23 protein-coding genes are annotated in these 21,568 nt (G+C 51.9%); 5 read left to right on the top strand and 18 right to left on the bottom strand.

Annotated elements, in window-relative coordinates; genetic code table 11:
• Positions 1-7 precede the first annotated feature (7 nt).
• Positions 8-247: a hypothetical protein gene (locus HV345_RS07390; protein WP_016153926.1), complete on the bottom strand. Its 240-nt coding sequence runs from the start codon at positions 245-247 to the stop codon at positions 8-10.
• The gene (pdxK, locus tag HV345_RS07385; protein WP_181636440.1) at positions 244-1,110 is read right to left on the bottom strand and encodes a pyridoxine/pyridoxal/pyridoxamine kinase; all 867 of its coding nucleotides are present in this window, start codon (positions 1,108-1,110) and stop codon (positions 244-246) included. The genes HV345_RS07390 and pdxK overlap by 4 nt, the downstream gene beginning before the upstream one ends.
• Before the next feature lie 82 nt (positions 1,111-1,192).
• On the opposite strand from pdxK, the gene ptsJ reads away from it, so the two are divergent.
• Positions 1,193-2,485: a transcriptional regulator PtsJ gene (gene ptsJ / locus HV345_RS07380; protein WP_181636439.1), complete on the top strand. Its 1,293-nt coding sequence runs from the start codon at positions 1,193-1,195 to the stop codon at positions 2,483-2,485.
• A gap of 13 nt (positions 2,486-2,498) precedes the next feature.
• Positions 2,499-3,215, top strand: coding sequence for a type 1 glutamine amidotransferase (locus HV345_RS07375; protein ID WP_181636438.1), 717 nt, complete (start codon positions 2,499-2,501; stop codon positions 3,213-3,215).
• A 91-nt stretch (positions 3,216-3,306) separates the two neighbouring features.
• Here the strand turns inward: HV345_RS07375 and cysM are convergent, their stop codons facing one another.
• The 7 genes from cysM to HV345_RS07340 form a co-directional block, all read right to left on the bottom strand.
• Positions 3,307-4,218, bottom strand: a complete 912-nt coding sequence (gene cysM / locus HV345_RS07370; RefSeq protein WP_065554060.1) for a cysteine synthase CysM — start codon at positions 4,216-4,218, stop codon at positions 3,307-3,309.
• 118 nt (positions 4,219-4,336) lie between these two features.
• Entirely contained in the window at positions 4,337-5,434 is a 1,098-nt protein-coding gene (gene cysA / locus HV345_RS07365) for a sulfate/thiosulfate ABC transporter ATP-binding protein CysA (protein WP_181636437.1), read from the bottom strand.
• Positions 5,424-6,299: a sulfate/thiosulfate ABC transporter permease CysW gene (cysW, locus tag HV345_RS07360; protein WP_065554059.1), complete on the bottom strand. Its 876-nt coding sequence runs from the start codon at positions 6,297-6,299 to the stop codon at positions 5,424-5,426. Before cysW ends, cysA begins: the two co-directional genes overlap by 11 nt.
• The gene (cysT, locus tag HV345_RS07355) at positions 6,299-7,132 is read right to left on the bottom strand and encodes a sulfate/thiosulfate ABC transporter permease CysT (RefSeq protein ID WP_003038061.1); all 834 of its coding nucleotides are present in this window, start codon (positions 7,130-7,132) and stop codon (positions 6,299-6,301) included. The genes cysW and cysT overlap by 1 nt, the downstream gene beginning before the upstream one ends.
• A complete protein-coding gene (locus tag HV345_RS07350; protein ID WP_016153933.1) occupies positions 7,133-8,149 on the bottom strand; it encodes a sulfate ABC transporter substrate-binding protein in 1,017 nt (338 codons plus the stop codon).
• 156 nt (positions 8,150-8,305) lie between these two features.
• Positions 8,306-9,097, bottom strand: a complete 792-nt coding sequence (gene ucpA, locus HV345_RS07345; RefSeq protein WP_016153934.1) for an SDR family oxidoreductase UcpA — start codon at positions 9,095-9,097, stop codon at positions 8,306-8,308.
• Between the two features lie 174 nt (positions 9,098-9,271).
• Positions 9,272-9,928, bottom strand: a complete 657-nt coding sequence (locus HV345_RS07340; protein WP_016153935.1) for a FadR/GntR family transcriptional regulator — start codon at positions 9,926-9,928, stop codon at positions 9,272-9,274.
• Between the two features lie 144 nt (positions 9,929-10,072).
• Between HV345_RS07340 and HV345_RS07335 the strand changes: the two genes are divergently transcribed.
• On the top strand, positions 10,073-11,389 hold the full coding sequence (locus HV345_RS07335; protein ID WP_016153936.1) for an anaerobic C4-dicarboxylate transporter family protein: 1,317 nt from the start codon (positions 10,073-10,075) through the stop codon (positions 11,387-11,389).
• Between the two features lie 121 nt (positions 11,390-11,510).
• Here HV345_RS07335 and HV345_RS07330 read toward each other — a convergent pair whose 3' ends face one another.
• From HV345_RS07330 to HV345_RS07305, 6 genes are all read right to left on the bottom strand, one after another.
• Complete coding sequence (locus HV345_RS07330; RefSeq protein ID WP_181636436.1) at positions 11,511-12,827, bottom strand: anaerobic C4-dicarboxylate transporter family protein; 1,317 nt, start codon at positions 12,825-12,827, stop codon at positions 11,511-11,513.
• 62 nt (positions 12,828-12,889) lie between these two features.
• Complete coding sequence (gene argH / locus HV345_RS07325) at positions 12,890-14,266, bottom strand: argininosuccinate lyase (protein WP_104651175.1); 1,377 nt, start codon at positions 14,264-14,266, stop codon at positions 12,890-12,892.
• Positions 14,267-14,722: 456 nt separating this feature from the next.
• Positions 14,723-15,622, bottom strand: coding sequence for a porphyrinogen peroxidase (gene yfeX, locus HV345_RS07320; protein ID WP_016153939.1), 900 nt, complete (start codon positions 15,620-15,622; stop codon positions 14,723-14,725).
• Between the two features lie 94 nt (positions 15,623-15,716).
• Positions 15,717-16,292, bottom strand: coding sequence for an RpoE-regulated lipoprotein (locus tag HV345_RS07315; protein ID WP_016153940.1), 576 nt, complete (start codon positions 16,290-16,292; stop codon positions 15,717-15,719).
• A 59-nt stretch (positions 16,293-16,351) separates the two neighbouring features.
• On the bottom strand, positions 16,352-16,801 hold the full coding sequence (locus HV345_RS07310; RefSeq protein ID WP_016157098.1) for a DUF2919 domain-containing protein: 450 nt from the start codon (positions 16,799-16,801) through the stop codon (positions 16,352-16,354).
• The gene (locus tag HV345_RS07305; RefSeq protein ID WP_003038048.1) at positions 16,788-17,213 is read right to left on the bottom strand and encodes a GNAT family acetyltransferase; all 426 of its coding nucleotides are present in this window, start codon (positions 17,211-17,213) and stop codon (positions 16,788-16,790) included. The genes HV345_RS07310 and HV345_RS07305 overlap by 14 nt, the downstream gene beginning before the upstream one ends.
• 211 nt (positions 17,214-17,424) lie before the next feature.
• Here HV345_RS07305 and amiA point away from each other — a divergent pair, with 211 nt between their 5' ends.
• Together amiA and hemF are read left to right on the top strand one after the other, a co-directional pair.
• Positions 17,425-18,294: an N-acetylmuramoyl-L-alanine amidase AmiA gene (gene amiA / locus HV345_RS07300; RefSeq protein ID WP_016153942.1), complete on the top strand. Its 870-nt coding sequence runs from the start codon at positions 17,425-17,427 to the stop codon at positions 18,292-18,294.
• A gap of 2 nt (positions 18,295-18,296) precedes the next feature.
• Positions 18,297-19,196, top strand: coding sequence for an oxygen-dependent coproporphyrinogen oxidase (hemF, locus tag HV345_RS07295; protein ID WP_181636435.1), 900 nt, complete (start codon positions 18,297-18,299; stop codon positions 19,194-19,196).
• Positions 19,197-19,263: 67 nt separating this feature from the next.
• On the opposite strand, the gene eutR is transcribed toward hemF, so the two are convergent.
• From eutR to eutL, 3 genes are read right to left on the bottom strand one after another with little or no spacing between them, the layout of a single operon-like run.
• Positions 19,264-20,316, bottom strand: a complete 1,053-nt coding sequence (gene eutR, locus HV345_RS07290) for an HTH-type transcriptional regulator EutR (RefSeq protein WP_016153944.1) — start codon at positions 20,314-20,316, stop codon at positions 19,264-19,266.
• A gap of 48 nt (positions 20,317-20,364) precedes the next feature.
• Positions 20,365-20,895, bottom strand: coding sequence for an ethanolamine utilization microcompartment protein EutK (gene eutK / locus HV345_RS07285; protein WP_016157100.1), 531 nt, complete (start codon positions 20,893-20,895; stop codon positions 20,365-20,367).
• 11 nt (positions 20,896-20,906) lie between these two features.
• Positions 20,907-21,566, bottom strand: coding sequence for an ethanolamine utilization microcompartment protein EutL (gene eutL, locus HV345_RS07280; protein WP_016153946.1), 660 nt, complete (start codon positions 21,564-21,566; stop codon positions 20,907-20,909).
• Positions 21,567-21,568 lie beyond the last annotated feature (2 nt).

Genomic DNA, 21,568 nt, shown 5'->3' with positions numbered 1-21,568 from the left:
GATAACGCTAAATTTGTGAGGTGACCGGTCGGTAACACGCCTCGCGCATCAGGATTTTCATCCCTTCCGGCCCGCTTTCCAGCATCCGTCGCTCCGAATCCGCCACTAACAGTTCACAATTGTAGCCACCCGCGATGCCAAACATGGCCCGCGCCACACAGATATCTTCCAGCGCCGTTGCCCCGCTGGTGTCAAAATGTCCAACCATACGCCCATTCTGGCGAACCACCAGCCGGTAACTCTTCATCGCGCCTCCCCTGCCGGTGGCAGAATTAACTCATCACAACCGCACAGATTGGTCCATTTCATCACTTCCAGTACGCGCTGTGCTGCATCGTGCGTCGCGGTTGTCAGCGCTTTACCCAGCACAATACCGCTCACCAGCTCAGCACAAAACAGATCGCCAGTTCCCTTCAGATCCGTTTTAACCCGTGGATGAGCGAACACCTCAACCGTTTCAGCCGTCACTACCGCCACGTTAATAATATCTTCGCTATCCCCCGGCGCGCTGGTGATCACCACCCATTTCAGCGTTTCGGTAAACAGCGATTGCGCCGCCGTGATGGCTTCATCAAGCGTACGACACGGCTTTCCGCTCAGCATTTGCAGTTCAAACACGTTCGGCGTCAGTCCCTGAGCCAGCGGCAGCAGGTGCTGACGGTAGGCCTGCGGAATTTCAGCTTTTACATACATACCGCTGTCCGTATCGCCAATCACCGGGTCGACCAAAATGCACACTGTCGGATGCGTAGCCCGCACCGTTTCCAGCCACTGTGCTAACAGAGCGATTTGCTCTGCACTGCCCATATAGCCTGTAGTCACCGCCTTCAGCTCGCGCAAAGCATCACGCTCATTCAAGGCGCGGAGATACCCGCTAAACCAGTCGGCCGGAATAACGCCGCCGTAAAATGTTTCATAATGCGGGGTATTACTGAACAGCACCGTTGGCACTGCCGTCACGCGTAATCCCTGCGCTTTAATGGCCGGAACGGCGATGCTGTTGCCTACGCTGCCATAAACCACCTGTGACTGGACGGCGACGATATCGGTCTGTAACGCCCGATGCTTGTCGCCGAAGAGCACTGACTGAATATCACTCCCCTGCTCCATAAATGTCTCCTCTCGCTGGACAGCGGGCTTACGCCTCACTATTATCGTCATATGCTAAAATTCATTTTGTCATAGGTCAATAATGATCGACGGAAAAACCGCTAACGAAATTTTTGACAGTATTCGTCAACATGTCGCTACAGGCACGTTGGCAGCAGGAGAAACGTTGCCGCCGGTGCGTGAACTGGCAACAGCATTGAACGTTAACCGTAATACTGTCGCGGCGGCTTATAAACGCCTGGTCACCTCCGGGCTGGCACAAAGCCAGGGACGTAACGGCACGGTAATCAAGGGGATTTCAGCCCCCGTTGCGCTGGAAGGCGGCAATCCGGATACCGCGCTTATCGATCTTTCCGGCGGTAATCCAGCCCCCGCGCGTCTTCCCGACCTCAGCCGTTATTTCGCGAAAATAAATAAGAATCCTCGTTTGTACGGTGATGCCGCTGTATCACCCGGCCTTAAGGCGTGGGCCGCGCAATGGATGCAAGATGCGATGCCAGCCACGGGAGAAATTGATATCACCAGCGGCGCCATTGATGCCATTGAGCGCCTACTGTGCGCCCATTTACTGCCTGGCGACAGCGTTGTGGTAGAAGATCCATGCTTTTTGAGCAGCATCAACATGCTACGTTATGCCGGATTCTCCGCCAGTCCGGTCAACGTTGACAGCGAAGGCATGCAGCCAGACATGCTGGAAATCGCGCTACAGAAAGGCGCGCGGGCGGTGATTCTGACGCCGCGCGCCCATAATCCGACAGGATGCAGTCTGAGCGCATCCCGCGCGGCGCAATTGCAGGAAATCCTGGCCCGCTATCCGCAGACGCTGATGATCGTCGACGACCACTTTGCGCTGCTGTCCGCATGCCGTTGGTATCCGGTGATTGCGAAGGAAACCACGCACTGGGCGATTGTCCGCTCAATGTCGAAAACTTTAGGCCCGGATTTACGCCTGGCCATCGTTGCCAGCGATCCACTCACTTCCGCGAAACTGCGTTTACGGCTCAACGCCGGCAGTCAGTGGGTCAGCCATCTGCTGCAGGATCTGGCCTGCGCCTGCCTGAGTGACGAGACTTATCAACACACGCTGGCGCAAACTCAGCAGTTTTACGCCGCCCAGCAGCAAAAGCTGGCAGCGGCTCTGCGGCTTCATGGCATTACGCTGCCCGACAGCGACGGTCTTAATCTGTGGCTGCCGCTAGAAGATAACAGCCAAGCGATCGCTTTTGCGCTGGCAAAGTCCGGCTGGCTGGTACGTGAAGGCGAAGTGTTTGGCGTCAATACGCCTGCGCATGGCCTGCGCATTACGCTGTCAACATTAGCAGACAGCGACATTGATAAGCTGGCGACTGATATCCATCAGGCGCTAAAGCGCTAACAGGAGAGGAAAAGTGCGAGTTCATTTTGTTATTCATGAGTCTTTCGAATCTGCTGGCGCGTACCTGCCGTGGGCCGAATCACGCGGCTATACCATCAGTTGGTCGCGCGTTTACGCCGGAGAAACTGTTCCCGCTAATGCCGATGGCTTCGATATGCTGGTGGTATTTGGTGGGCCGCAGTCACCCCGCACCACGCTCGCAGAGTGCCCATACTTTGACTCTCAGGCAGAGCAGCATCTGATAAATCAGGCGATTGCGGCACGAAAAATCGTGGTGGGGATCTGTTTGGGGTCGCAGTTAATCGGCGAAGCACTGGGCGCGAAGGTGTGCCAAAGCCCGGAAAAAGAGATTGGTCACTATCCGATCGCCCTGACCGAGGCAGGCCAACAGCATCCGTTGTTCAGCCATTTCGGCTCACCGCTCAACGTGGGTCACTGGCACAATGACATGCCGGGATTGACCGACCAGGCGACAATTCTTGCCACAAGCGAGGGATGTCCGCGACAAATCGTACAATACGGTAATTTCGTCTATGGTTTTCAGTGCCATATGGAGTTTACCGCCGAAGCGGTCGAAGGATTAATTCAGCACTCTGAGCAAGAACTGGCCGAAGCGAAAGGGAAGCGCTTTATTCGCGCTGTTGAAGAGATGCGCACCTGGAATTACCAGCAGATGAATGAGACGCTGTGGCAATTCCTTGATAAGTTGGTAGAAAAACGTAACGATTGAACAGTGCGGGCCGGAGAAGACGCTTTGCGTCGTCATCCGGCGATCCTGCCGTACGGTTGCCTGCTAGCGCTACGCTTATCAGGCCGACAAATTAAATACCTAATCCCTGGCTGAAATGCTCTTCGCCAAAGACCCCGGTGGAAAGGTAGCGATCGCCGCGATCGCAGATGATCGCCACCACCACCGCCCCCGGTGTCGCGCGCGCCACGCGTAACGCGCCCGCAACCGCGCCGCCAGAACTCACTCCGCAAAAAATCCCTTCGCGAACGGCCAGTTCACGCATGGTGTTTTCCGCATCGTTCTGATGAATATCCAGCACCTCATCCACCAGCGAGGCGTTGAAAATACCCGGCATATATTCCGCAGGCCAGCGACGAATGCCCGGAATACTACTGCCTTCTTCCGGCTGCAGGCCAACGATGGTGACGGGTTTGTCCTGTTCACGCAGAAAACGCGATACGCCGGTAATGGTGCCTGTCGTCCCCATGCTGGAGACGAAATGGGTAATACGGCCTGACGTCTGCTGCCAGATTTCGGGTCCGGTAGTCGTGTAGTGCGCATACGGGTTATCAGGATTATTAAACTGATCGAGAAGTTTACCTTCTCCGCGCTGCGCCATCTCAAGGGCTAAATCACGCGCCCCTTCCATCCCCTGCTCTTTGGTCACCAGAACCAGTTCAGCCCCGTAAGCACGCATCGCCGCACGTCGCTCCTGGCTCATGTTGTCTGGCATCAGGAGCTTCATGCGGTAGCCTTTCAGCGCGGCAATCATCGCCAGCGCAATCCCCGTATTACCGCTGGTAGCCTCAATCAGCACGTCGCCAGGCTGAATTTCCTCGCGCTTTTCCGCTTCAACGATCATCGACAACGCCGCGCGGTCTTTCACCGAACCTGCGGGATTATTGCCTTCCAGCTTGACCCAAATTTCACTGCCGTTATCCGCCGTCAGACGTTGTAATTTCACCAGAGGCGTATTGCCAATTGTTTGTTCTAATGTGTTCACGTTTTCAGCTCAATAAAATGCCGGGTGGCGCTGCGCTTACCCGGCTTACAGGTCATGCACCACCCGTTAAGCCCGGTAAGCGCAGCGCCACCGGATGATAACTATACGAATTAACCTATCAGGCACTTTGCGCCAGGGCAAGTTCCTCTTCACGCGTTTCAATACGCTGGTCGCCATTATACAAACGCGCATTTTGCAGCCCAACAAACAGACGTTCGCCGCGGTTCGGAGAATCATCGCCCTGCATAACCACCGTCAGCGGTTCGTTATACCACCCCAAGGGTTGCACAACTAATTGGGTGTAGTGTCCTTTCGGGCTGGCTTCCAGCACCTGTACCGGCAACGGTGAATCCAGACTGGTACGACGGCTGACGTCCACTTCCCACGGACGCAAGAACAGATCCACCGGACCCTGATAGCCAGGCGTATAGCCCAACGGCCAGCGATGTGCGCCCACGTGGAATTGTCCACCGCGAATCGTCCCTTGCAGGCGGTTAACTTCACCCATAAATTCCAGGACAAAACGGGTAGCCGGTTCGCGCCATACCTGATCGGGCGCATCGGCCTGCTCGATATGACCCTGGCTCATTACCACCACGCGGTCTGCGACTTCCGTCGCTTCTTCCTGATCGTGGGTAACAAACACGCTGGTGAACTTCAGCTCTTCATGCAACTGACGCAGCCAGCGACGCAGTTCTTTACGCACCTGAGCATCGAGCGCGCCAAACGGCTCGTCGAGCAACAAGATCTGCGGCTCTACCGCCAGCGCACGCGCCAACGCCACGCGCTGCTTTTGCCCCCCGGAAAGCTGTGCCGGGAAACGGTCCGCCAGATGAGCCAGTTGAACCATCTCCAGCAGTTTGGTCACTTTTGCTTTGATCGTTGCCGCACTCGGGCGCTCACGCCGTGGCAGAACAGTCAGACCAAAAGCGATATTGTCGAAAACGGTCATATGACGAAACAGCGCATAGTGCTGAAACACGAACCCCACCTTACGGTCGCGGGCGTGCAAACGGCTGACGTCAGTGCCATGGAAACGGATATGCCCGCTGGACTGATGCTCCAGCCCGGCGATGATGCGCAGCAGCGTGGTTTTGCCCGATCCAGAGGGCCCCAACAGGGCGACCATCTGACCTGAAGGAATATCCAGCGAGATATCGTTCAGCACCTGTGTGCGACCAAAAGACTTCTTAATATTGGCAATCTCAATGCTCATGATTTTCCTCCAGCTGCGCGCGTTTCTCCTGGTTTTCCAGGCGCCATTGCAACATGCTCTTCAAAAACAGGGTAATAATCGCCATCAGCGTTAATAGCGCCGCGGCGGTAAAGGAGCCGACTGTGTTGTAGTCCTGCTCCAGTAATTCAATCTGTAGCGGCAGAGACAAGGTTTCACCGCGAATCGAGCCAGAAACCACCGATACAGCGCCGAACTCGCCAATCGCACGGGCGTTGGTCAGCACCACACCGTACAGCAATGCCCAACGGATATTCGGCAGCGTAACGCGACGGAACATTTGCCAGCCGGAGGCGCCAAGCAGAACCGCCGCCTCATCTTCATGGCTGCCCTGACTTAACATCACCGGCACCAGTTCGCGCACCACAAACGGACAGGTCACGAACACCGTCACCAGCACCATTCCCGGCCAGGCAAACATAATTTGCAGGTTGTGTTCATCCAGCCATCCGCCAAGCGGGCCGTTAGAGCCGTAAAACAGCAGATAGACCAGGCCGGCGACCACCGGTGAAACGGCAAACGGAATATCCAGTAACGTGAGCAACAACTGGCGTCCAGGGAAGTTAAAGCGGGTCACCAGCCAGGCCAGTAACACGCCAAACACCAGGTTTACCGGCACCGCAATCAGCGCAATCAGCACCGTCAGCCAGATGGCGTGCAGCATGTCCGGATCAGCCAGGTTGTGTAATACCGGCATCAACCCCTTGCTGAACGCCTGCACGAAGATGTAAACCATCGGCACCAGCAAAATAAAGGCGGATACCAGCATGCCCGTGCCGATCAGAAACCATTTCCCCCAATTGATGCGGGGTGCGCCATAACGTTTCAATTGGGTAATGTCTGCCATCAGTGACCTACCACGCGTCGACCAAAGCGACTTTGCAGGGTGTTAATTGAAAACAGCAGCAGCAACGAAGCCCCGAGGATCACAGATGCAATCGCGCTGGCGGCCGGGTAGTCAAACTCCTGCAGGCGCACGAAAATCATCAGCGAGGTCACTTCCGTTTTCCATGCTATGTTTCCGGCGATAAAGATAACAGCGCCAAACTCACCGAGGCTGCGGGTAAACGAGAGCGCAACGCCCGCGACTAGCGCGGGAGACAGCTCCGGCAGTACCACTTTACGAAAGCTCTGCCAGCGCGTAGCGCCGAGCGTTTCCGCCGCTTCTTCATACTCCGGACCTAACTCTTCCAGCACCGGCTGCACGGTACGCACCACGAATGGAATGCTGGTAAAAGCCATCGCCACCGCAATGCCAAGCCAGGTGTAGGTCACTTTAATATCCAGCTTCGCCAGCCACTCGCCGTAGAAACCGTTGACCGAAAACAGCGATGCCAGCGTCAGACCTGCTACCGCCGTAGGCAGCGCAAACGGCAGATCCATCAGCGCATCCAGCAGCGTACGGCCCGGAAAGCGATAGCGGGTTAAGATCCACGCCATCAGCAAACCAAACACGCCGTTAAAAATCGACGCCACAAACGCCGACAGCAGCGTCACTTTATAAGCCGCCACCACCTGCGGGTTGGTAATCACATCCCAGTATTGCGCCCAGCTCATTTGCGCCAATTGCATCACCAGCGCGCTAAGCGGCAGCAGCAAAATCAGGCAGACAAACAGTAAGCTGGTGCCCAGGCTCAAGGTAAAGCCGGGCAGCACGCGTCGGGAAGAAACAGCAAACATTTACTTACGCCCCGCCGCCAACAGTTTGTCCAACTCACCGCCGCTGACAAAGTGCGTTTTCATTACCTCAGGCCACGAGCCAAACCTGTCTTCCACGCGGAAAAGTTCGGTCTGCGGGAATTTATCCTGCAGTTTGTCCATCACCTGCGGATTATTCACGCGGTAGTAGAAATCGGTAATGATGGTTTGCGCCTGCGGGCTGTACAGCCAGTTCAGGTACGCTTTTGCCGCTTTTTCAGTACCGTTAGCCTGCACATTTTTATCTACCCAGGCCACCGGGAACTCCGCCAGAATGTTGACCTTCGGCACCACCACTTCGAAGCCCTGGTCTTCATACTGTTTACGGATGTTGTTCACTTCTGATTCAAAGGTGATCAGCACATCGCCCAGGCCGCGTTCCACGAATGTGGTGGTTGCCCCGCGACCGCCGGTATCAAACACTTCCACGTTTTTCAGAAACTGGGTCATGAACTGTTCAGTTTTGGCTTTATCCCCACCATCCGCTTTATCTGCCGCGCCCCACGCAGCCAGATAGGTATAACGCGCGTTACCGGAGGTTTTCGGATTCGGGAAAATCAGTTTCACGTCCGGGCGAACCAGGTCGTTCCATTCGTGGATATTCTTCGGGTTACCCTTACGCACCAAAAATGCCATGGTGGAATAGAATGGCGAACTGTTATTCGGTAGACGGCTTTGCCAGTCGGCCGGGATCAGCTTGCCTTTGTCATGCAGGATCTGTACATCGGTCACCTGGTTATAGGTCACCACATCGGCTTTCAGCCCCTGCAGAATCGCCAGCGCCTGTTTTGATGACCCGGCATGAGATTGTTTAATCGTCAGTTTGTCACCGCCGTTATCCTTCGCCCATTGCTGTTCAAACGGCGGGTTAAGGGCGGCAAACAGCTCGCGAGAGACATCGTATGAACTGTTCAGCAGCTCCGTTGCCTGCGCCTGACCCACCAGCAGCAGCATTGCTGCCAGCGTCAGGGTTCTTTTTTTCAGTAAGTTAACGGCCATTGCGCACCCTTATAAATTTAATGACTTTCTTATGGTCATCATATTTATAACCAGTGCTAAAGGAGTAACGGTTTTATATACCGTTTGATGATTTGAAAGTTGAAAAGAGAATAAGGGTACCTCCTCCCCAGCGCACGGGGAGGAGACCGGCATCAATCAGACGCCGACGCTAACGCTTTCAGGCAGGGTGCTGCCGCCATCAATCACGTTTTGCGTGCCAGTCAAGTAACTGGACTCATCCGACGCCAGGAATGCCGCCAGTTCACCGACCTCAAGTGGGCAGGCCAAGCGGCGCATCGGGATCGCTTTTGCCATTTCGACTAATACGGATTCAGGATCCTCCGGATTAGACTGACGAGCGATATTTTCCGCCATCGGCGTACGAACGTAGCCCGGGCAAATAGCATTAACGCGAATGCCGGACTGCGCGTATTCCACCGCCAGAGATTTGGTCAAACCGATGATTGCGGCTTTCGACAGCGCGTAGGCCGTTTCGCCCGGATCGGCAACCATATCGCCGGTCACAGAGGACATCATCACGATGCGCCCGTCTTTGCGCGCAATCATCTCCGGCAGAACGGCTTTCGTCACGTTCCAGACGCCTTTAATGTTGATATCAATGTGGAAATCGCGATCTTCATCGCTCATATCAAGGAAGTTGCCGAGGCGACATACGCCCGCATTGTTGACCAGAATATCGATTTTGCCTTCAATCTTCTTCGCGCGTTTTACCGCTTCCGTGACCGACGCAAAATCTCTGACGTCAGCGTGAACGGCGGTGCAACGGTGCCCGCGCCCAGCCAACTCATCCGCCAGTTTTTCAATCTCATCGGAGATATCCAGCAGGATTAGGTTCGCGCCATGGCGGGCAAATGTTCTGGCGATCCCTTCGCCAATACCCTGAGATGCGCCCGTAATCAATGCTGTTTTGCCCGTGAGTTTTCCCATTTCAATATTCTCCTTTTGAATATGAAGCATTCGCTTCATTCACGCAGAAGATACAGCAATAACAAATAAGTGCTGAGGAATAGCTCACTAAATCAGGTTAATCTCAGGTAAAAAAAGTCCCCGGCATTGCGGGGACCCAATAGTAAACATGCTCTGACCAGGTTAACAGAAGACTTACAGCCGTTTTTCCAGCAAATGTGCTCTCATCAACTCCGATGCCATCTGCGCATCCCCTTTTTTAATATGAAGCAGTATTTCCCTCTGTTTTGCCGCCGTATCAAGAAAATACTGACGATCGTTCGCAGGTAACGACTCCCTTGTTTTCTCAAAATAAGTAATGAGGACATCAGAGAAAACCTGCAGCACCCGGTTGCCACTCGCCTGTAGCAAGAGCAAATGAAAATCTCTATCGTGACGATCGGCCACCTGGGGGTTATCCGCATTCTCTTCAATAAGCCTTAGCTCATTTTCAAGTTTGGAGAGCATCGCCGGAAAAATTCTACGCGTTGCCAGAGGGATAATCGCGCACTCAATCAGGATCCTTGCCTCTGTAAATTCTGTGATATCAAACCCAGACAAATCAAACTGCATTAACAACTGGTGATTGATGTTGTGCTGTTCCAAATTCTTCAAGACGCTGCCACGACGAGGAGATCGTTCCAACATTCCCATCTGTACCAGTGTGCTAAGCGCCTGACGAACTTTATATCTTGATGTATTAAAACGAACGGCAAGCTCAGTTTCAGTTTCAATGCGACCATCAGCATTACGGTTAGCATCATCAAGCAGATAATTTTTAATACTTTCAAACAGTTCGTTTTTGTTATCCATAAACACTCTCGGATTAAAGTGCTGCAAAACTGATGAGTATAAATAATCTAATAAGTTAGATTGCTTAATATACTGTTATGGTAAGATTATAGCCCCTATTATTCAAATTATACCAAGCCATTTGTTAATAAAAAGGAATTAATTATGGTGTTATTCGTAACTCAGTTTGCGATAGTACTTATATGTATCGGTATAGGTGGGCGTTTTGGTGGGATTGGCCTGGGGGCTGCTGGCGGGTTAGGACTCGCTATCCTGACTTTTGGTTTTGGACTCCCTCCCGACTCACCTCCTTTCACTGTTATTTCTATTATCCTTGCGGTTATCACTTGCATCACAATCCTCCAGGCGGCTGGCGGGCTTGATTTATTCGTTACGATGGCAGAACGGATCCTCAGAAAGTGGCCGGGCGCGATCACTTTCCTCGGCCCCGCAGTCGCTTACCTTTTTACTGCTATCTGCGGAACAGGATATGTTGCCTTTTCGGTTTATCCAGTCATTGCTGAAATTGCAGCAGATGCCAGGGTACGGCCAGAGAGGGCCATGTCGATGTCAGTAATCGCTGCCAATTTTGGGCTTATTGCCAGCCCGGTCAGTGCGGTCGTTACAGGGACAATTGCTGTCCTTGCTGGATTACATGTCTCTGCTTTAGATATCTTGTTAGTCACCGTTCCCGGAACGTTCCTTGGCTGCGTTGTCGGCTGCCTGTTCGTCTTTAAAAGAGGTCATGAGCTTAAAAATGATCCGGAATTCCAACGCAGGGTTGCTGAAGGTGAGTTTGAATCAGTAAAAGCTGAAGAGCGAACAGCCAATATAGTGACAAAAGAGGCGAAGAGAGGATTGCTGATTTTCCTTACCGGTATCATTCTGGTCGTACTTATGGGTTCAATTCCTGAATTACGTCCTGAGTGGAATAACGGTACCGGAATGGAGCGTATGAGTATCCCTACCACGCTGCAAATAGTTATGCTGACAACAGCATGTATTATTATGATGGTATGTCGAATTTCTCCGTCAAAACTCGATTCAGGTTCTGTTTTTAAAGCTGGTCTTGTGGGTGTTGTCGCCATATTTGGTCTGTCATGGATGATGAACTCCTTTTTTGAGGCATGGCACGAGTTATTTAACACGGCTTTCCACGGTTTTCAGAATCCAGTCTTGTTCGGCATTATTGTTTTTGGTCTTTCAGCCGTAATTTATAGCCCCGCAGCGACTGCTGTAGCGCTACTCCCCGCTGGCGTGTTAATGGGATATCCGGCAGAAACCCTGGTCGCCCTGCTCCCGCTGACTTGTGGATCATTCATTATTCCAGGGGGGGCACAGATTGGCTGTGTGGCGTTTGATCGTACCGGGACAACTCGAATTGGCAAGTATGTGGTTAATCACAGTTACATGCTACCTGGTCTTGTTACCGTTGTAGCATCAACCCTTTTTTGCTTCCTTTTTTCCAAAATGCTGATGTAGTGAGAGAGCAATTTAATTGTGGTAAACCTTTTCTTCATGGCATCCCCCCTGAATGAATTCAGAGAGGATGCCTGTTACTCACTTCTGAATAGCGCCACTGCAATTTTCCATAGAATGTACTTTACAGAACAACCTGAGCAATGAGATAAGCAAAAATTACCTGAGAGATAACCATCACAAAGCCCGGACGAATATAGCTATGGTTGACAACAAAGCGTCCAATCTTTGTGGTACCTGTTCGATCAAATGCAACACAGCCGATTTGATTTGCTCCAGGTATAATAAAGTCACCACAGGTACATGCAAAAATAGCGATAAGAAACGGGGCTGGAATACCTAAGGTAACACCGAGTGGCATGATGGCGGCTACCGTCGCCGCCGGGCTCATAATGACCAGCGAGAACAAGAATACAACCACACCAAATAGCATTGGTGCATCATTGACAATGCCACCAAAAACCTTAATCAGTTCTGGCTGATAGGCATCAAAAAACGTCGCCGTCATCCATGAAACACCGAGTATTGCTACCACTCCCATCAAACCTGCACGGAAGACTGAGCCGCTATTCAAGGTACTACTTGGTACTTTACTGACAATCATAATAAACAACGCGGCTGTCAACATGACCATCTGAATAACCATTGGGGTTGACAGTCTTTTTCCATCCCAGGAAGGGAGTAACTCAGTAAAAGAACCTAAAATAAGTACCAGTACCACACCAATCGCAAAGATAACGACACCTTTTTTAGCGCCAGCTGAAGCAACAAATTCTTTTTTCTGCTCAGTATGCATGAACTCATATTCGCCAGCAGCAACTCTCCTCTGGAATTCCGGATCATCCTCCAGCTCTTTTCCGCGTTTATAAACTGAAAAGCTGGTAACAATAGCTGCCATAAAGAATGATGGGAGAGCAATCGTCAGTATTTGCCCAAGGCTAATCCCGGCATATTCATGCAGAATAGCCAGCATCCCCGCGGTTGCCGCACTCATCGGACTGGCAGCAACCGCGACACTGGCCGCAATAACCGTTGCAGACAACGCTCGCTCCGGACGGACCTTTGCTTCAGCAGCAACTTCAGCGACAACCGGATACAAAGAGAAAGCAACGTAAGTAGTCCCACAGAATAGCGTAAATATAGAAGTTAATATGGGGGCAACAAAAGTAATTGCCTGTGGTTTTTTACGGAGTAATTTTTCAGCCACGCGCACCAGGTAATCAAGCCCACCAGCGGCCTGTAATACGCTGACAGCGCCAATCACACAAATAATAATTAGCATTGCAGTAATAGATGGTGCGGAGGGTTTTAGTCCAAAACCCAGAACTAATATTGCAACACCAAGTCCTCCACCAGCACCCAGCCCCATTCCGCCATAACGTCCACCTATACCAATACAGGCGAGTACAATAAATAAATGTATAAAAAACAAAGCATCCATTTTTCACCTCAAAGCGTCTCCCGGATATTGCATCCGGGAGATATTAATTACTATGCTCGGGATTAGTTTAAATATGATTTAGCAATTTCGATCTGTTTTTTAACAGCATCAGTCCCTGTGCCACCATAAGACATTCTTGATTTAATACATGCTTCGAGAGATATACTCTCATAAATATCATTTTCGATTTTATCATCAAATGTGTGGAATTCATCCGGGGTAAGCTCTTCCAACATTTTTCTATGTTTTATACAGTAATTAACAGCACTGCCAACAATATGGTGAGCTTCTCTAAAAGGAATGCCTTTACGAACCAGGTAGTCAGCCATATCGGTTGCGTTTGAAAATCCTCTTGCCGCTGCGCTGCGAGTATTATCTGAAAGAATAACCATTTTTTCGAGCATCGGCGCCATAATTTTCAGACTGGTCTGTAAGGTATCCATAGAGTCATAGACCTGCTCTTTATCCTCACTCATATCAGTATTATAGGCCAGAGGGATACCTTTCATAATGGTCAACATCGCCATTAGATTTCCGTACATACGCCCCCCTTTGCCGCGCATTTTTTCAGCCACGTCGGGGTTTTTCTTCTGTGGCATGATGCTGGAACCGGTACAGAAATCATCTGAAAGCTCAATAAATTTAAAATCCTGACTTGAGAATAAAACCAGTTCTTCTGACAAACGGGTAAGATGCATAAAGCACATAGCAGCGGCGGCAGTGAATTCAACCATATGGTCACGATCGCTGACAGAATCAATACTGTTTTCAGTCGGCTTGTCAAAGCCAAGCTCTTTAGCCGTGAAATCACGATCAATGGGGAAAGTAGTACCGGCAAGGGCTGCTGAACCTAAAGGGCATTCCCCCATGCGTTGATAAAGGTCTGCAAAACGAGTCCAGTCACGGCGTAACATCCAATAATATGCCATTATCCAGTGCGACAGAAGTATAGGCTGACCGGTCTGTAAATGAGTATAGCCAGGCATGATCGCATTAATGTTATTTTCAGCTTTGCTGATAATAACTTTTTGTAGATGAACGATATCCTGCTGAATTTCACGAATAGTCGATCTCATGTGCATTTTCGAATCGACAGTCGTCTGGTCATTACGACTGCGGCCGGTATGTAGCTTCCCGCCTACAGGACCAATTATTTCTGTCATACGTCTTTCTATCGCCATATGAATATCTTCATCAACGGTATCAAAAACGAATTGCCCTTCCTCAATCTCTTTATTAACTTGCCTTAACCCGCCAATAATCGCATTCGCTTCATCCTGCGTGATAATCCCCTGACGGCCCAACATAGTGGCGTGAGCAATACTCCCCTGAATATCAAAAGGGCAGAGACGTTGTTCCAGCATAATTGTCGCATTATAAGATTCGACCAGTTTATTTGTAGGCATATCAAAACGCCCACCCCATAATTTTGTAGACATAAAACCTCCAATGACCCTTTGTTGCAAAATGGTTAAATATAAATTCCGTTATTTTTCGGTCATTTTCAGATTACAAGACAGCCATTTTAATTGTCAACAAATGAAGGCATTAAATCAATTTATGGCGAAATTAATTACACTTATTATTTATTTTGTTTTCATAAATTGCATTAAAAAACCTGATCTTCATCACATTTAAATTATGATTTAATTCAAATATATTCAGAATTTTTAAAGTAATAAATTGGCATTAATAGCTTATTAATTCTAAATAATTCCATTTAATACCGTTGTCATAACCGAGAAACTGGCAGATAAATAATAATGAACGTGGGAGGTGATTTTTCAGGATGAGCGTCAACGCGAGTGCATCATCAGCATGGCGGACGTTGGGTGGTTCAGGTGAGAGCTATATTGTGCCAGATGGCGGCATCAGCGCCATCTGGCATAAAAAAATTACAGGGCCAGCAAACGATCCAGCGATGGCGCGAAATAATAGCCGCCGGTCACCGGTTTAGTGAAGCGCAGCATCGCGTCGCGCTTGCCGTCAGTGTCGCCAAACATGCTCAGCAGTTGCTGCTCGATGTTGTGCAAACGTGCGCAATAGGCACAGAAATAGAGGCCGTGCGTACCGCTGGCGGTGCCGTATGGCAGGCTCTGGCGCACAATTTTCAGTCCTTTACCGTCTTCTTTGAGATCGACACGGCTCAGGTGAGAAGTAACCGGACGGTCATCACCGTCGATCTCTTCGTTGGCTTCCTTGGTACGCCCAATCATCATTTCCTGGTCATGAATGCTCATGCGGTTAAGCTGCTTCAGGTTATGTTCCCAACGCTGCACAAACACATAGCTGCCGCCAGCATCCACGCCATCTTTAATAACCGCGACTTCACGGCGCGTTTCAACGCCTGCCGGGTTTTCCGTTCCGTCAACAAAGCCGCTGAGATCGCGCTCTTCAACCCAACGGAAACCGTGGATCTCTTCTTTGACTTCAATACAGTCGCCAAAGGCTTCCATTGCCGCCTGTGCAACGGAGAAATTCACGTCATGACGCAAAGAGAGAATATGAATCAGCACATCATACTGGGTAGCTGGCGCAAGACCTTTACCGTAAGGGATAAAGTCTTTTAACTCTTCTGCGCCAACGCCGCCGCTCAGTGTACGCCAGGTGTTGTTGCCAAAAGCAACAACCGCGCCCAGATGCGCATCCGGGAACTTCGCTTCAAAGGTCGCCAGCTTATCGGCGAAGGTTTTGCTGGCCCCACGCAGGGCCTCAACGTCGCCTTTAACATTGGCTTCAATCCAAATCGCCGCACGGCAATGTTCTGGCAAAATGCCACTCTGAACCTGAGACATTGTTCCTCCTGAAAAAAAAGATGCCACGACATCGTGGCATTGATGGGCGCTATTCTACCTGTTTTTTTAACAAGCCGATTTGTTCAGACGCAAATTAACGCCGCCAGATAATTTTGCTTACTTTCCATGCTTTCAACGTATCGTCAGACGGCATTAAGCCCTCAGGCCCGCTCCACTCACCGGAAAAGACGTAGCTAATATGTTGACTTCCTTCAGCTTTGCATTCAACGCCCGCGCTGTCATCGCCAGTCGCCTTCTGACAATTACCAAAGGCTTTAGTGTAAAGGTCGCTAAACGGTGTACCGATTTCGACACCCGCAGAAGAGGGAATATCGCTGTCGACTACATCAATACGGCTAATCGTTCCCTGATTGCCATTGATGACCATCGCCAGCTTGTCATCTTTCATCGCTTCATAAAAGCGCACCACATTACCGTTATCGGTCTTCATCCCGCTACGCAGGCGGTAATCACCGTCCAGCGCATCAGCAATGGTTTTTTCATCCAGCGGGGTTGCGCCAGTCAACGCTCCGACGCCCTGCTCAGTGACCTGCGTTGAAGAACCAAACCAGTTCCACGGATTGGCGGCAGACCAGTTCACCGATGACAACGTTGAACACCCGGTCAATAGCAGCGGCATCGCGCATAAAGTCAAACGCAGTGATTTCATTTCACTTCCTTCCTTATTTATCAACGTTGCTTGGAGTCCGGTTTCGCCAAAAAGTGCCGTTATTCTTTCTCGAGGGAAAAACAGGCGCGCAGACGTTGATTAGTTAACAGCCAGATCAGCGCAACGACATCCGCCACCAGCAGCGCCAGCCCGACACCGTTGACCGGATCGCCTGCCAGCCACATCACCGGCTGCCAGCACAGTAGCACCAGTTGAGCGAGGATCAGTAATCCTCGCAGCCAGCGCCATACCACCGGAAACGCAAAGCGTCGCCCGCTGAGTAAAAATGCCAATACCGCGGGAACGCCTGGAAGCAAACCCAGCCAGAAAGCGTCGTGATCGGGATAAAACAGATTCAGCAGCGTGTTGCCCTGCTCACGGGAAGAACCAGCAATCACAAACAGAACCCAGGTGCGCGCCTGCAGCAGCAGCACGCACCAGAAGAGAAAAGGCAGGCGCAGACGCCCATGAGCGTCATAGTCGGCCGGATGAAACTCAGTACTCTTCATCTTCGATCAAACGCTTGCCCAGATTGAGTACATCCGCATGTTCATAGCCCAGACGTTCATACATACCCTGTACGACGTCATTATCGTCACGCACCATGATTTGAATCTTCGGACAACCGCGGGCAATGAGCTTTTTCTCCAGCCGGTTGAGCAGCGCATTGGCAATGCCGCGACCGCGAAACTCAGGATGTACGCCCAGGTAATAGGCCGAGCCGCGATGCCCGTCATATCCGCCCATCACCGTACCGACCACCTCGCCATTCACTTCAGCGACCAGGAACAAGCTGACGTCATGATTGACTTTACGCTCAATGTCCATTTCAGGGTCGTTCCATGGACGCAGCAGATCACAGCGCTCCCAGAGGGTGATCACCTCTTCGAAATCTTCCTGGCGAAAAACGCGTATTTCCATGGTATTGGGTACCTTTTCAGGACGTTAAAAAGCGATTATGGCGCGAACGGCTGATTTAGCCAATATCTGACGCGAAGCGGCGGAAAAAATGGCATAATACGGAATTGTCACGTATTGAAATGAAAAGTAAAACAATTCTTATCCCGATCCGTCGCAACGGACAACGCGATACGATATAACGTTTAGAACCTTTTTTTACAACTCAGGCCGTATGAGCACTTTTAAACCACTAAAAACACTCACATCGCGCCGCCAGGTGTTGAAAGCCGGGCTGGCCGCCCTAACGCTGTCAGGCATGTCGCAAGCCATCGCTAAAGAAGAAGCGCTTAAGACCAGCAATGGACACAGCAAACCGAAAGCGAAAAAAGCCGGCGCTAAGCGCGTTGTTGTCCTTGATCCGGGTCACGGAGGGATTGATACCGGCGCAATTGGTCGCAATGGGTCGAAGGAAAAGCACGTGGTACTGGCGATTGCCAAAAACGTGCGCTCGATTCTACGCAACCAGGGGATTGATGCGCGCCTGACGCGCTCCGGCGATACATTTATTCCGCTTTACGATCGCGTCGAGATCGCTCATAAGCATGGCGCTGACCTGTTCATGTCGATTCACGCCGATGGTTTTACCAATCCGAGCGCTGCAGGTGCGTCGGTCTTTGCGTTGTCCAATCGCGGTGCCAGTAGCGCCATGGCGAAGTATCTGTCCGATCGTGAAAACCGGGCCGATGAAGTGGCCGGGAAGAAGACCACCGATAAAGACCATTTGCTGCAGCAGGTGCTGTTCGATCTGGTGCAAACGGATACCATTAAAAACAGCCTGACGTTAGGCTCGCATATTCTCAAGAAGATCAAGCCGGTACACCGTCTTCACAGCCGCAGCACGGAACAAGCCGCCTTCGTGGTGCTAAAATCACCATCAATTCCGTCGGTACTGGTCGAAACCTCGTTCATTACCAACCCGGAAGAAGAACGTCTGCTGGGTACGGCGGCATTTCGCCAGAAAATCGCCACCGCTATCGCCAATGGCATCATCAGCTATTTCCACTGGTTTGATAACCAGAAAGCACACTCGAAGAAACGTTAACCATGAAGCCCGATGCACAGCGCGTAAAACAGTTCCTGCTCAGCCTGCAAGATGATATTTGCCAGCAGTTATCCGCCGTAGACGGCGCCGAGTTTGTTGAGGATAACTGGCAACGTGAAGCAGGCGGTGGCGGGCGCAGCCGGGTGCTGCGTAACGGCGGTATTTTCGAGCAAGCGGGCGTCAACTTCTCCCACGTTCACGGCGAGGCAATGCCGGCCTCGGCTACCGCCCATCGCCCCGAGCTTGCGGGACGCAGCTTTGAGGCCATGGGCGTCTCGCTGGTGGTACATCCGCAGAATCCCTACATTCCGACCAGTCATGCCAACGTGCGATTTTTTATCGCGGAAAAACCGGGTACTGACCCGGTCTGGTGGTTTGGCGGCGGCTTTGACTTAACGCCATACTACGGCTTTGATGAGGATGCGGTTCACTGGCACCGAACGGCGCGAGCTCTGTGCCAGCCGTTCGGCGAAGACGTTTATCCCCGTTACAAAAAGTGGTGCGATGACTACTTCTTCCTCAAGCATCGCAACGAACAGCGCGGCATTGGCGGGCTGTTTTTCGATGATTTGAATACGCCGGATTTCGACCACGGCTTCGCCTTTATGCAGGCGGTAGGTCAAGGCTATACCGAAGCGTATCTGCCCATCGTTGAGCGCCGCAAAGCAATGAGCTGGGGCGAACGTGAACGCAATTTTCAGCTTTACCGTCGCGGACGCTATGTGGAATTTAACCTGGTGTGGGATCGCGGCACGTTATTCGGTCTGCAGACCGGCGGCCGTACGGAATCGATTCTGATGTCGATGCCGCCGCTGGTGCGCTGGGAGTATGACTGGCAGCCGGAAGCGAACAGCCCGGAAGCCGCCCTTAGCGAGTTTATTCAGGTTCGCGACTGGGTGTAACCCCAGACAATACCAGCCCCCTAGCCGGATAAAACGCATTTGCGTCGCATCCGGCACATTCATCGCATCATGCCCACTGGCGCATGCGCTGATGCAGCGTCAATGAAGGTTTTTCCGCAAACAGCTGCTGGTAGTCGGTGGCAAACTGCCCTAAATGCCAGAACCCCCACTGCATGGCGGCGTCTTTCACCGTCGTACTCTGCGACCACGGGCTTATCAGCTCGCGACGTACGGCGTTCAGGCGAATGCGTTTTAACCAGGCATTCGGACCGATACCAAGGATCGCATGAAAGGCGTTTTGCAACGTCCGGCGGCTGACGTGCAGTTGATTACACAGATCGAGCACGGTCAGCGGTTCTGACATATTTTCCAGCACATATTCCCGCGCACGCGACAGCAGGCGACGATAGCTCTGATGGCTGATGCTCTCAGCCGTGATAATCGGCTGCGCCTCTTCCAACATAGTGCCCATCGCCAGCAGCAGGTTATCGCCCAGCACTTTGCGTACCGCAGGTTGATGGAGGTTTTCCGGATTTTCGCTAAACGTCGCCAGCGCCTGCTGCACAAAGCCCCATAACGCGGCTTTGTGTTGTTCTTTCACTTCCAGCGCCGACTGGTTGCGCAGCATATGCAGCACTCTTTCCGGGTTATGCAGGAAGTTGGCCTGACGGGCAATCGCCTCTTCCGAAATGACGACACCCAGAATGGTGTAATCATCCGGCGTACTCAGTTCAAACTCTGTCCCGCCAGGGCGGGTGGCAATTTCAGCGCTCCCCAGACACTGGGTGCCAATAAATCCCTGTTCGCCGCGCGTGGCCGGAATACCAAACCAGAAAGAATTCGGCCAGACAAGACACGACTGACGTAACGCCAGTCCGGTGTATTCACGGAACACCTGAATATCATCGAGCAGGATTTCCGTGAACTCGCCATGAAATTTTCCCGGATGTAACTGGTCGTAGATCTGCTGCCATGCGGTAATCGTCAGCGCATGCTCATACACATCCGTTGTTCGCCGCTGGTGAACGTTGTCCACCTCCACTTTCGGCGTAAGTTTAACGTCTTCGGGTAATGCTTCATGATAAAGATGGTGCAGGTTTGCAGTACGGTTCTTTTTCATGATCTTTTAAGCCGGAAGCTTCAACGAAGCCCCCGGCCCTCCGACAGGTTAATTTTTTAAGCGATAGCGACTACTGCGTTTACGCAACGCTCCGTCAGAAAAGAGCTGTTCCAGCGCCTTTCTGGCTTCATCAAGTGACCAGCCAAAGTGGGCAGCCACTTCCCCTGCCGTCATTCCTTGACGGACCGATGCCAACAGCGTCAGAAGTTGATCAGAGGATTCAGGCGTCAACGGGGCGTCCTGCGTCTTCTGCGTTTTTACATCTGTTTTCACTTCTGGCTTCTGTTCTGGTTTCTTCGGCTGGCGCTTAAAACCGCCGATCAGCCACTGGGTATCATCGTCCGGTCGGCCGATTTCCTTACGGCTGATAACACGGCCTGTACGCGCAGCAGCGGCGCTACCGGCATCCAGCGCTGCGCGGCACGCCGCCAGATCGCCTTCCACCACCAGCGTCAACCGGCCAGGATCGAGCACTTCGTGGCTAAGCAGGCGCACGTTCGCGGCTTTCAGCATGGCATCCGCCGCATCCACGGCAGCGACCATGCCATCCACTTCCAGTAATCCCAGTGCATTGATCATCACAACCTCTCTTACGCGCGCTGGATTGGGTTACGGGCAATATCCAGAACGGCATCGGCAAAGGCGTTACATGCAGCTTTACAAGCAGCCTGGCTACCGGTCATAAACGCAGCCGAATAGTTGGTTTCTGACGGCGGCGGAACGTAGGTCACCAGTTGTACATCAGCCGATTTCAGCGCAGCATCAATACCAAATGTCGCTTCCAGCGGCGGCGCCACCAGATACGCCATCGGATCGCCAAGCCGGCATCCTGCGGTCGCCGAGAGATACGAGCCGGTACGCGAAACCACATGCGCCAGGAAGGCGGTATCTTCTGCGTCATTCGCCCACTGAAACGCCGCGCCGCTTTCAATATTGGCTACCATCGCATCCAGACCTGCGCGAACTTCTGCCGGGTTGGGTCCACCGAGCATAATCAGCACTTCACCCGAAGTTGGAGAGGGACTGTGCGCCGCGCCGGCATACAGCGAGCGGCCATAAACCACTTCCACCATTGCCTGTTTTGTCGCTTCGTCTGCGGCAATATACGCCACGTCATCAGAATCTGCTGTGATGAGTCCGAGGCTACGTATATGTGGCGGTAATTTAAGTTCACGGGCAAAACCGTCATTTACCGAGGCAATCACGCGCATTGCGGTGACTGAAGGTCTAATCAAATCTAATGCTGGCATGA

The organism is Citrobacter sp. RHBSTW-00986 (assembly GCF_013783065.1).
Lineage (GTDB): Bacteria > Pseudomonadota > Gammaproteobacteria > Enterobacterales > Enterobacteriaceae > Citrobacter > Citrobacter braakii.
Note: the sequence above shows the minus strand (reverse complement) of the source record. Positions and strands in the feature narration are given on the sequence as shown.

Bases quoted from the DNA above. Each gene is read 5' to 3' on its own strand.
- HV345_RS07390 (WP_016153926.1), bottom strand. From the start codon at position 247: ATGAAGAGTTACCGGCTGGTGGTTCGCCAGAATGGGCGTATGGTTGGA.
- pdxK (WP_181636440.1), bottom strand. From the start codon at position 1,110: ATGGAGCAGGGGAGTGATATTCAGTCAGTGCTCTTCGGCGACAAGCAT.
- ptsJ (WP_181636439.1), top strand. From the start codon at position 1,193: ATGATCGACGGAAAAACCGCTAACGAAATTTTTGACAGTATTCGTCAA.
- cysA (WP_181636437.1), bottom strand. From the start codon at position 5,434: ATGAGCATTGAGATTGCCAATATTAAGAAGTCTTTTGGTCGCACACAG.
- cysW (WP_065554059.1), bottom strand. From the start codon at position 6,299: ATGGCAGACATTACCCAATTGAAACGTTATGGCGCACCCCGCATCAAT.
- cysT (WP_003038061.1), bottom strand. From the start codon at position 7,132: ATGTTTGCTGTTTCTTCCCGACGCGTGCTGCCCGGCTTTACCTTGAGC.
- HV345_RS07350 (WP_016153933.1), bottom strand. From the start codon at position 8,149: ATGGCCGTTAACTTACTGAAAAAAAGAACCCTGACGCTGGCAGCAATG.
- ucpA (WP_016153934.1), bottom strand. From the start codon at position 9,097: ATGGGAAAACTCACGGGCAAAACAGCATTGATTACGGGCGCATCTCAG.
- HV345_RS07340 (WP_016153935.1), bottom strand. From the start codon at position 9,928: ATGGATAACAAAAACGAACTGTTTGAAAGTATTAAAAATTATCTGCTT.
- HV345_RS07335 (WP_016153936.1), top strand. From the start codon at position 10,073: ATGGTGTTATTCGTAACTCAGTTTGCGATAGTACTTATATGTATCGGT.
- HV345_RS07330 (WP_181636436.1), bottom strand. From the start codon at position 12,827: ATGGATGCTTTGTTTTTTATACATTTATTTATTGTACTCGCCTGTATT.
- argH (WP_104651175.1), bottom strand. From the start codon at position 14,266: ATGTCTACAAAATTATGGGGTGGGCGTTTTGATATGCCTACAAATAAA.
- yfeX (WP_016153939.1), bottom strand. From the start codon at position 15,622: ATGTCTCAGGTTCAGAGTGGCATTTTGCCAGAACATTGCCGTGCGGCG.
- HV345_RS07315 (WP_016153940.1), bottom strand. From the start codon at position 16,292: ATGAAATCACTGCGTTTGACTTTATGCGCGATGCCGCTGCTATTGACC.
- HV345_RS07310 (WP_016157098.1), bottom strand. From the start codon at position 16,801: ATGAAGAGTACTGAGTTTCATCCGGCCGACTATGACGCTCATGGGCGT.
- HV345_RS07305 (WP_003038048.1), bottom strand. From the start codon at position 17,213: ATGGAAATACGCGTTTTTCGCCAGGAAGATTTCGAAGAGGTGATCACC.
- amiA (WP_016153942.1), top strand. From the start codon at position 17,425: ATGAGCACTTTTAAACCACTAAAAACACTCACATCGCGCCGCCAGGTG.
- hemF (WP_181636435.1), top strand. From the start codon at position 18,297: ATGAAGCCCGATGCACAGCGCGTAAAACAGTTCCTGCTCAGCCTGCAA.
- eutR (WP_016153944.1), bottom strand. From the start codon at position 20,316: ATGAAAAAGAACCGTACTGCAAACCTGCACCATCTTTATCATGAAGCA.
- eutK (WP_016157100.1), bottom strand. From the start codon at position 20,895: ATGATCAATGCACTGGGATTACTGGAAGTGGATGGCATGGTCGCTGCC.
- eutL (WP_016153946.1), bottom strand. From the start codon at position 21,566: ATGCCAGCATTAGATTTGATTAGACCTTCAGTCACCGCAATGCGCGTG.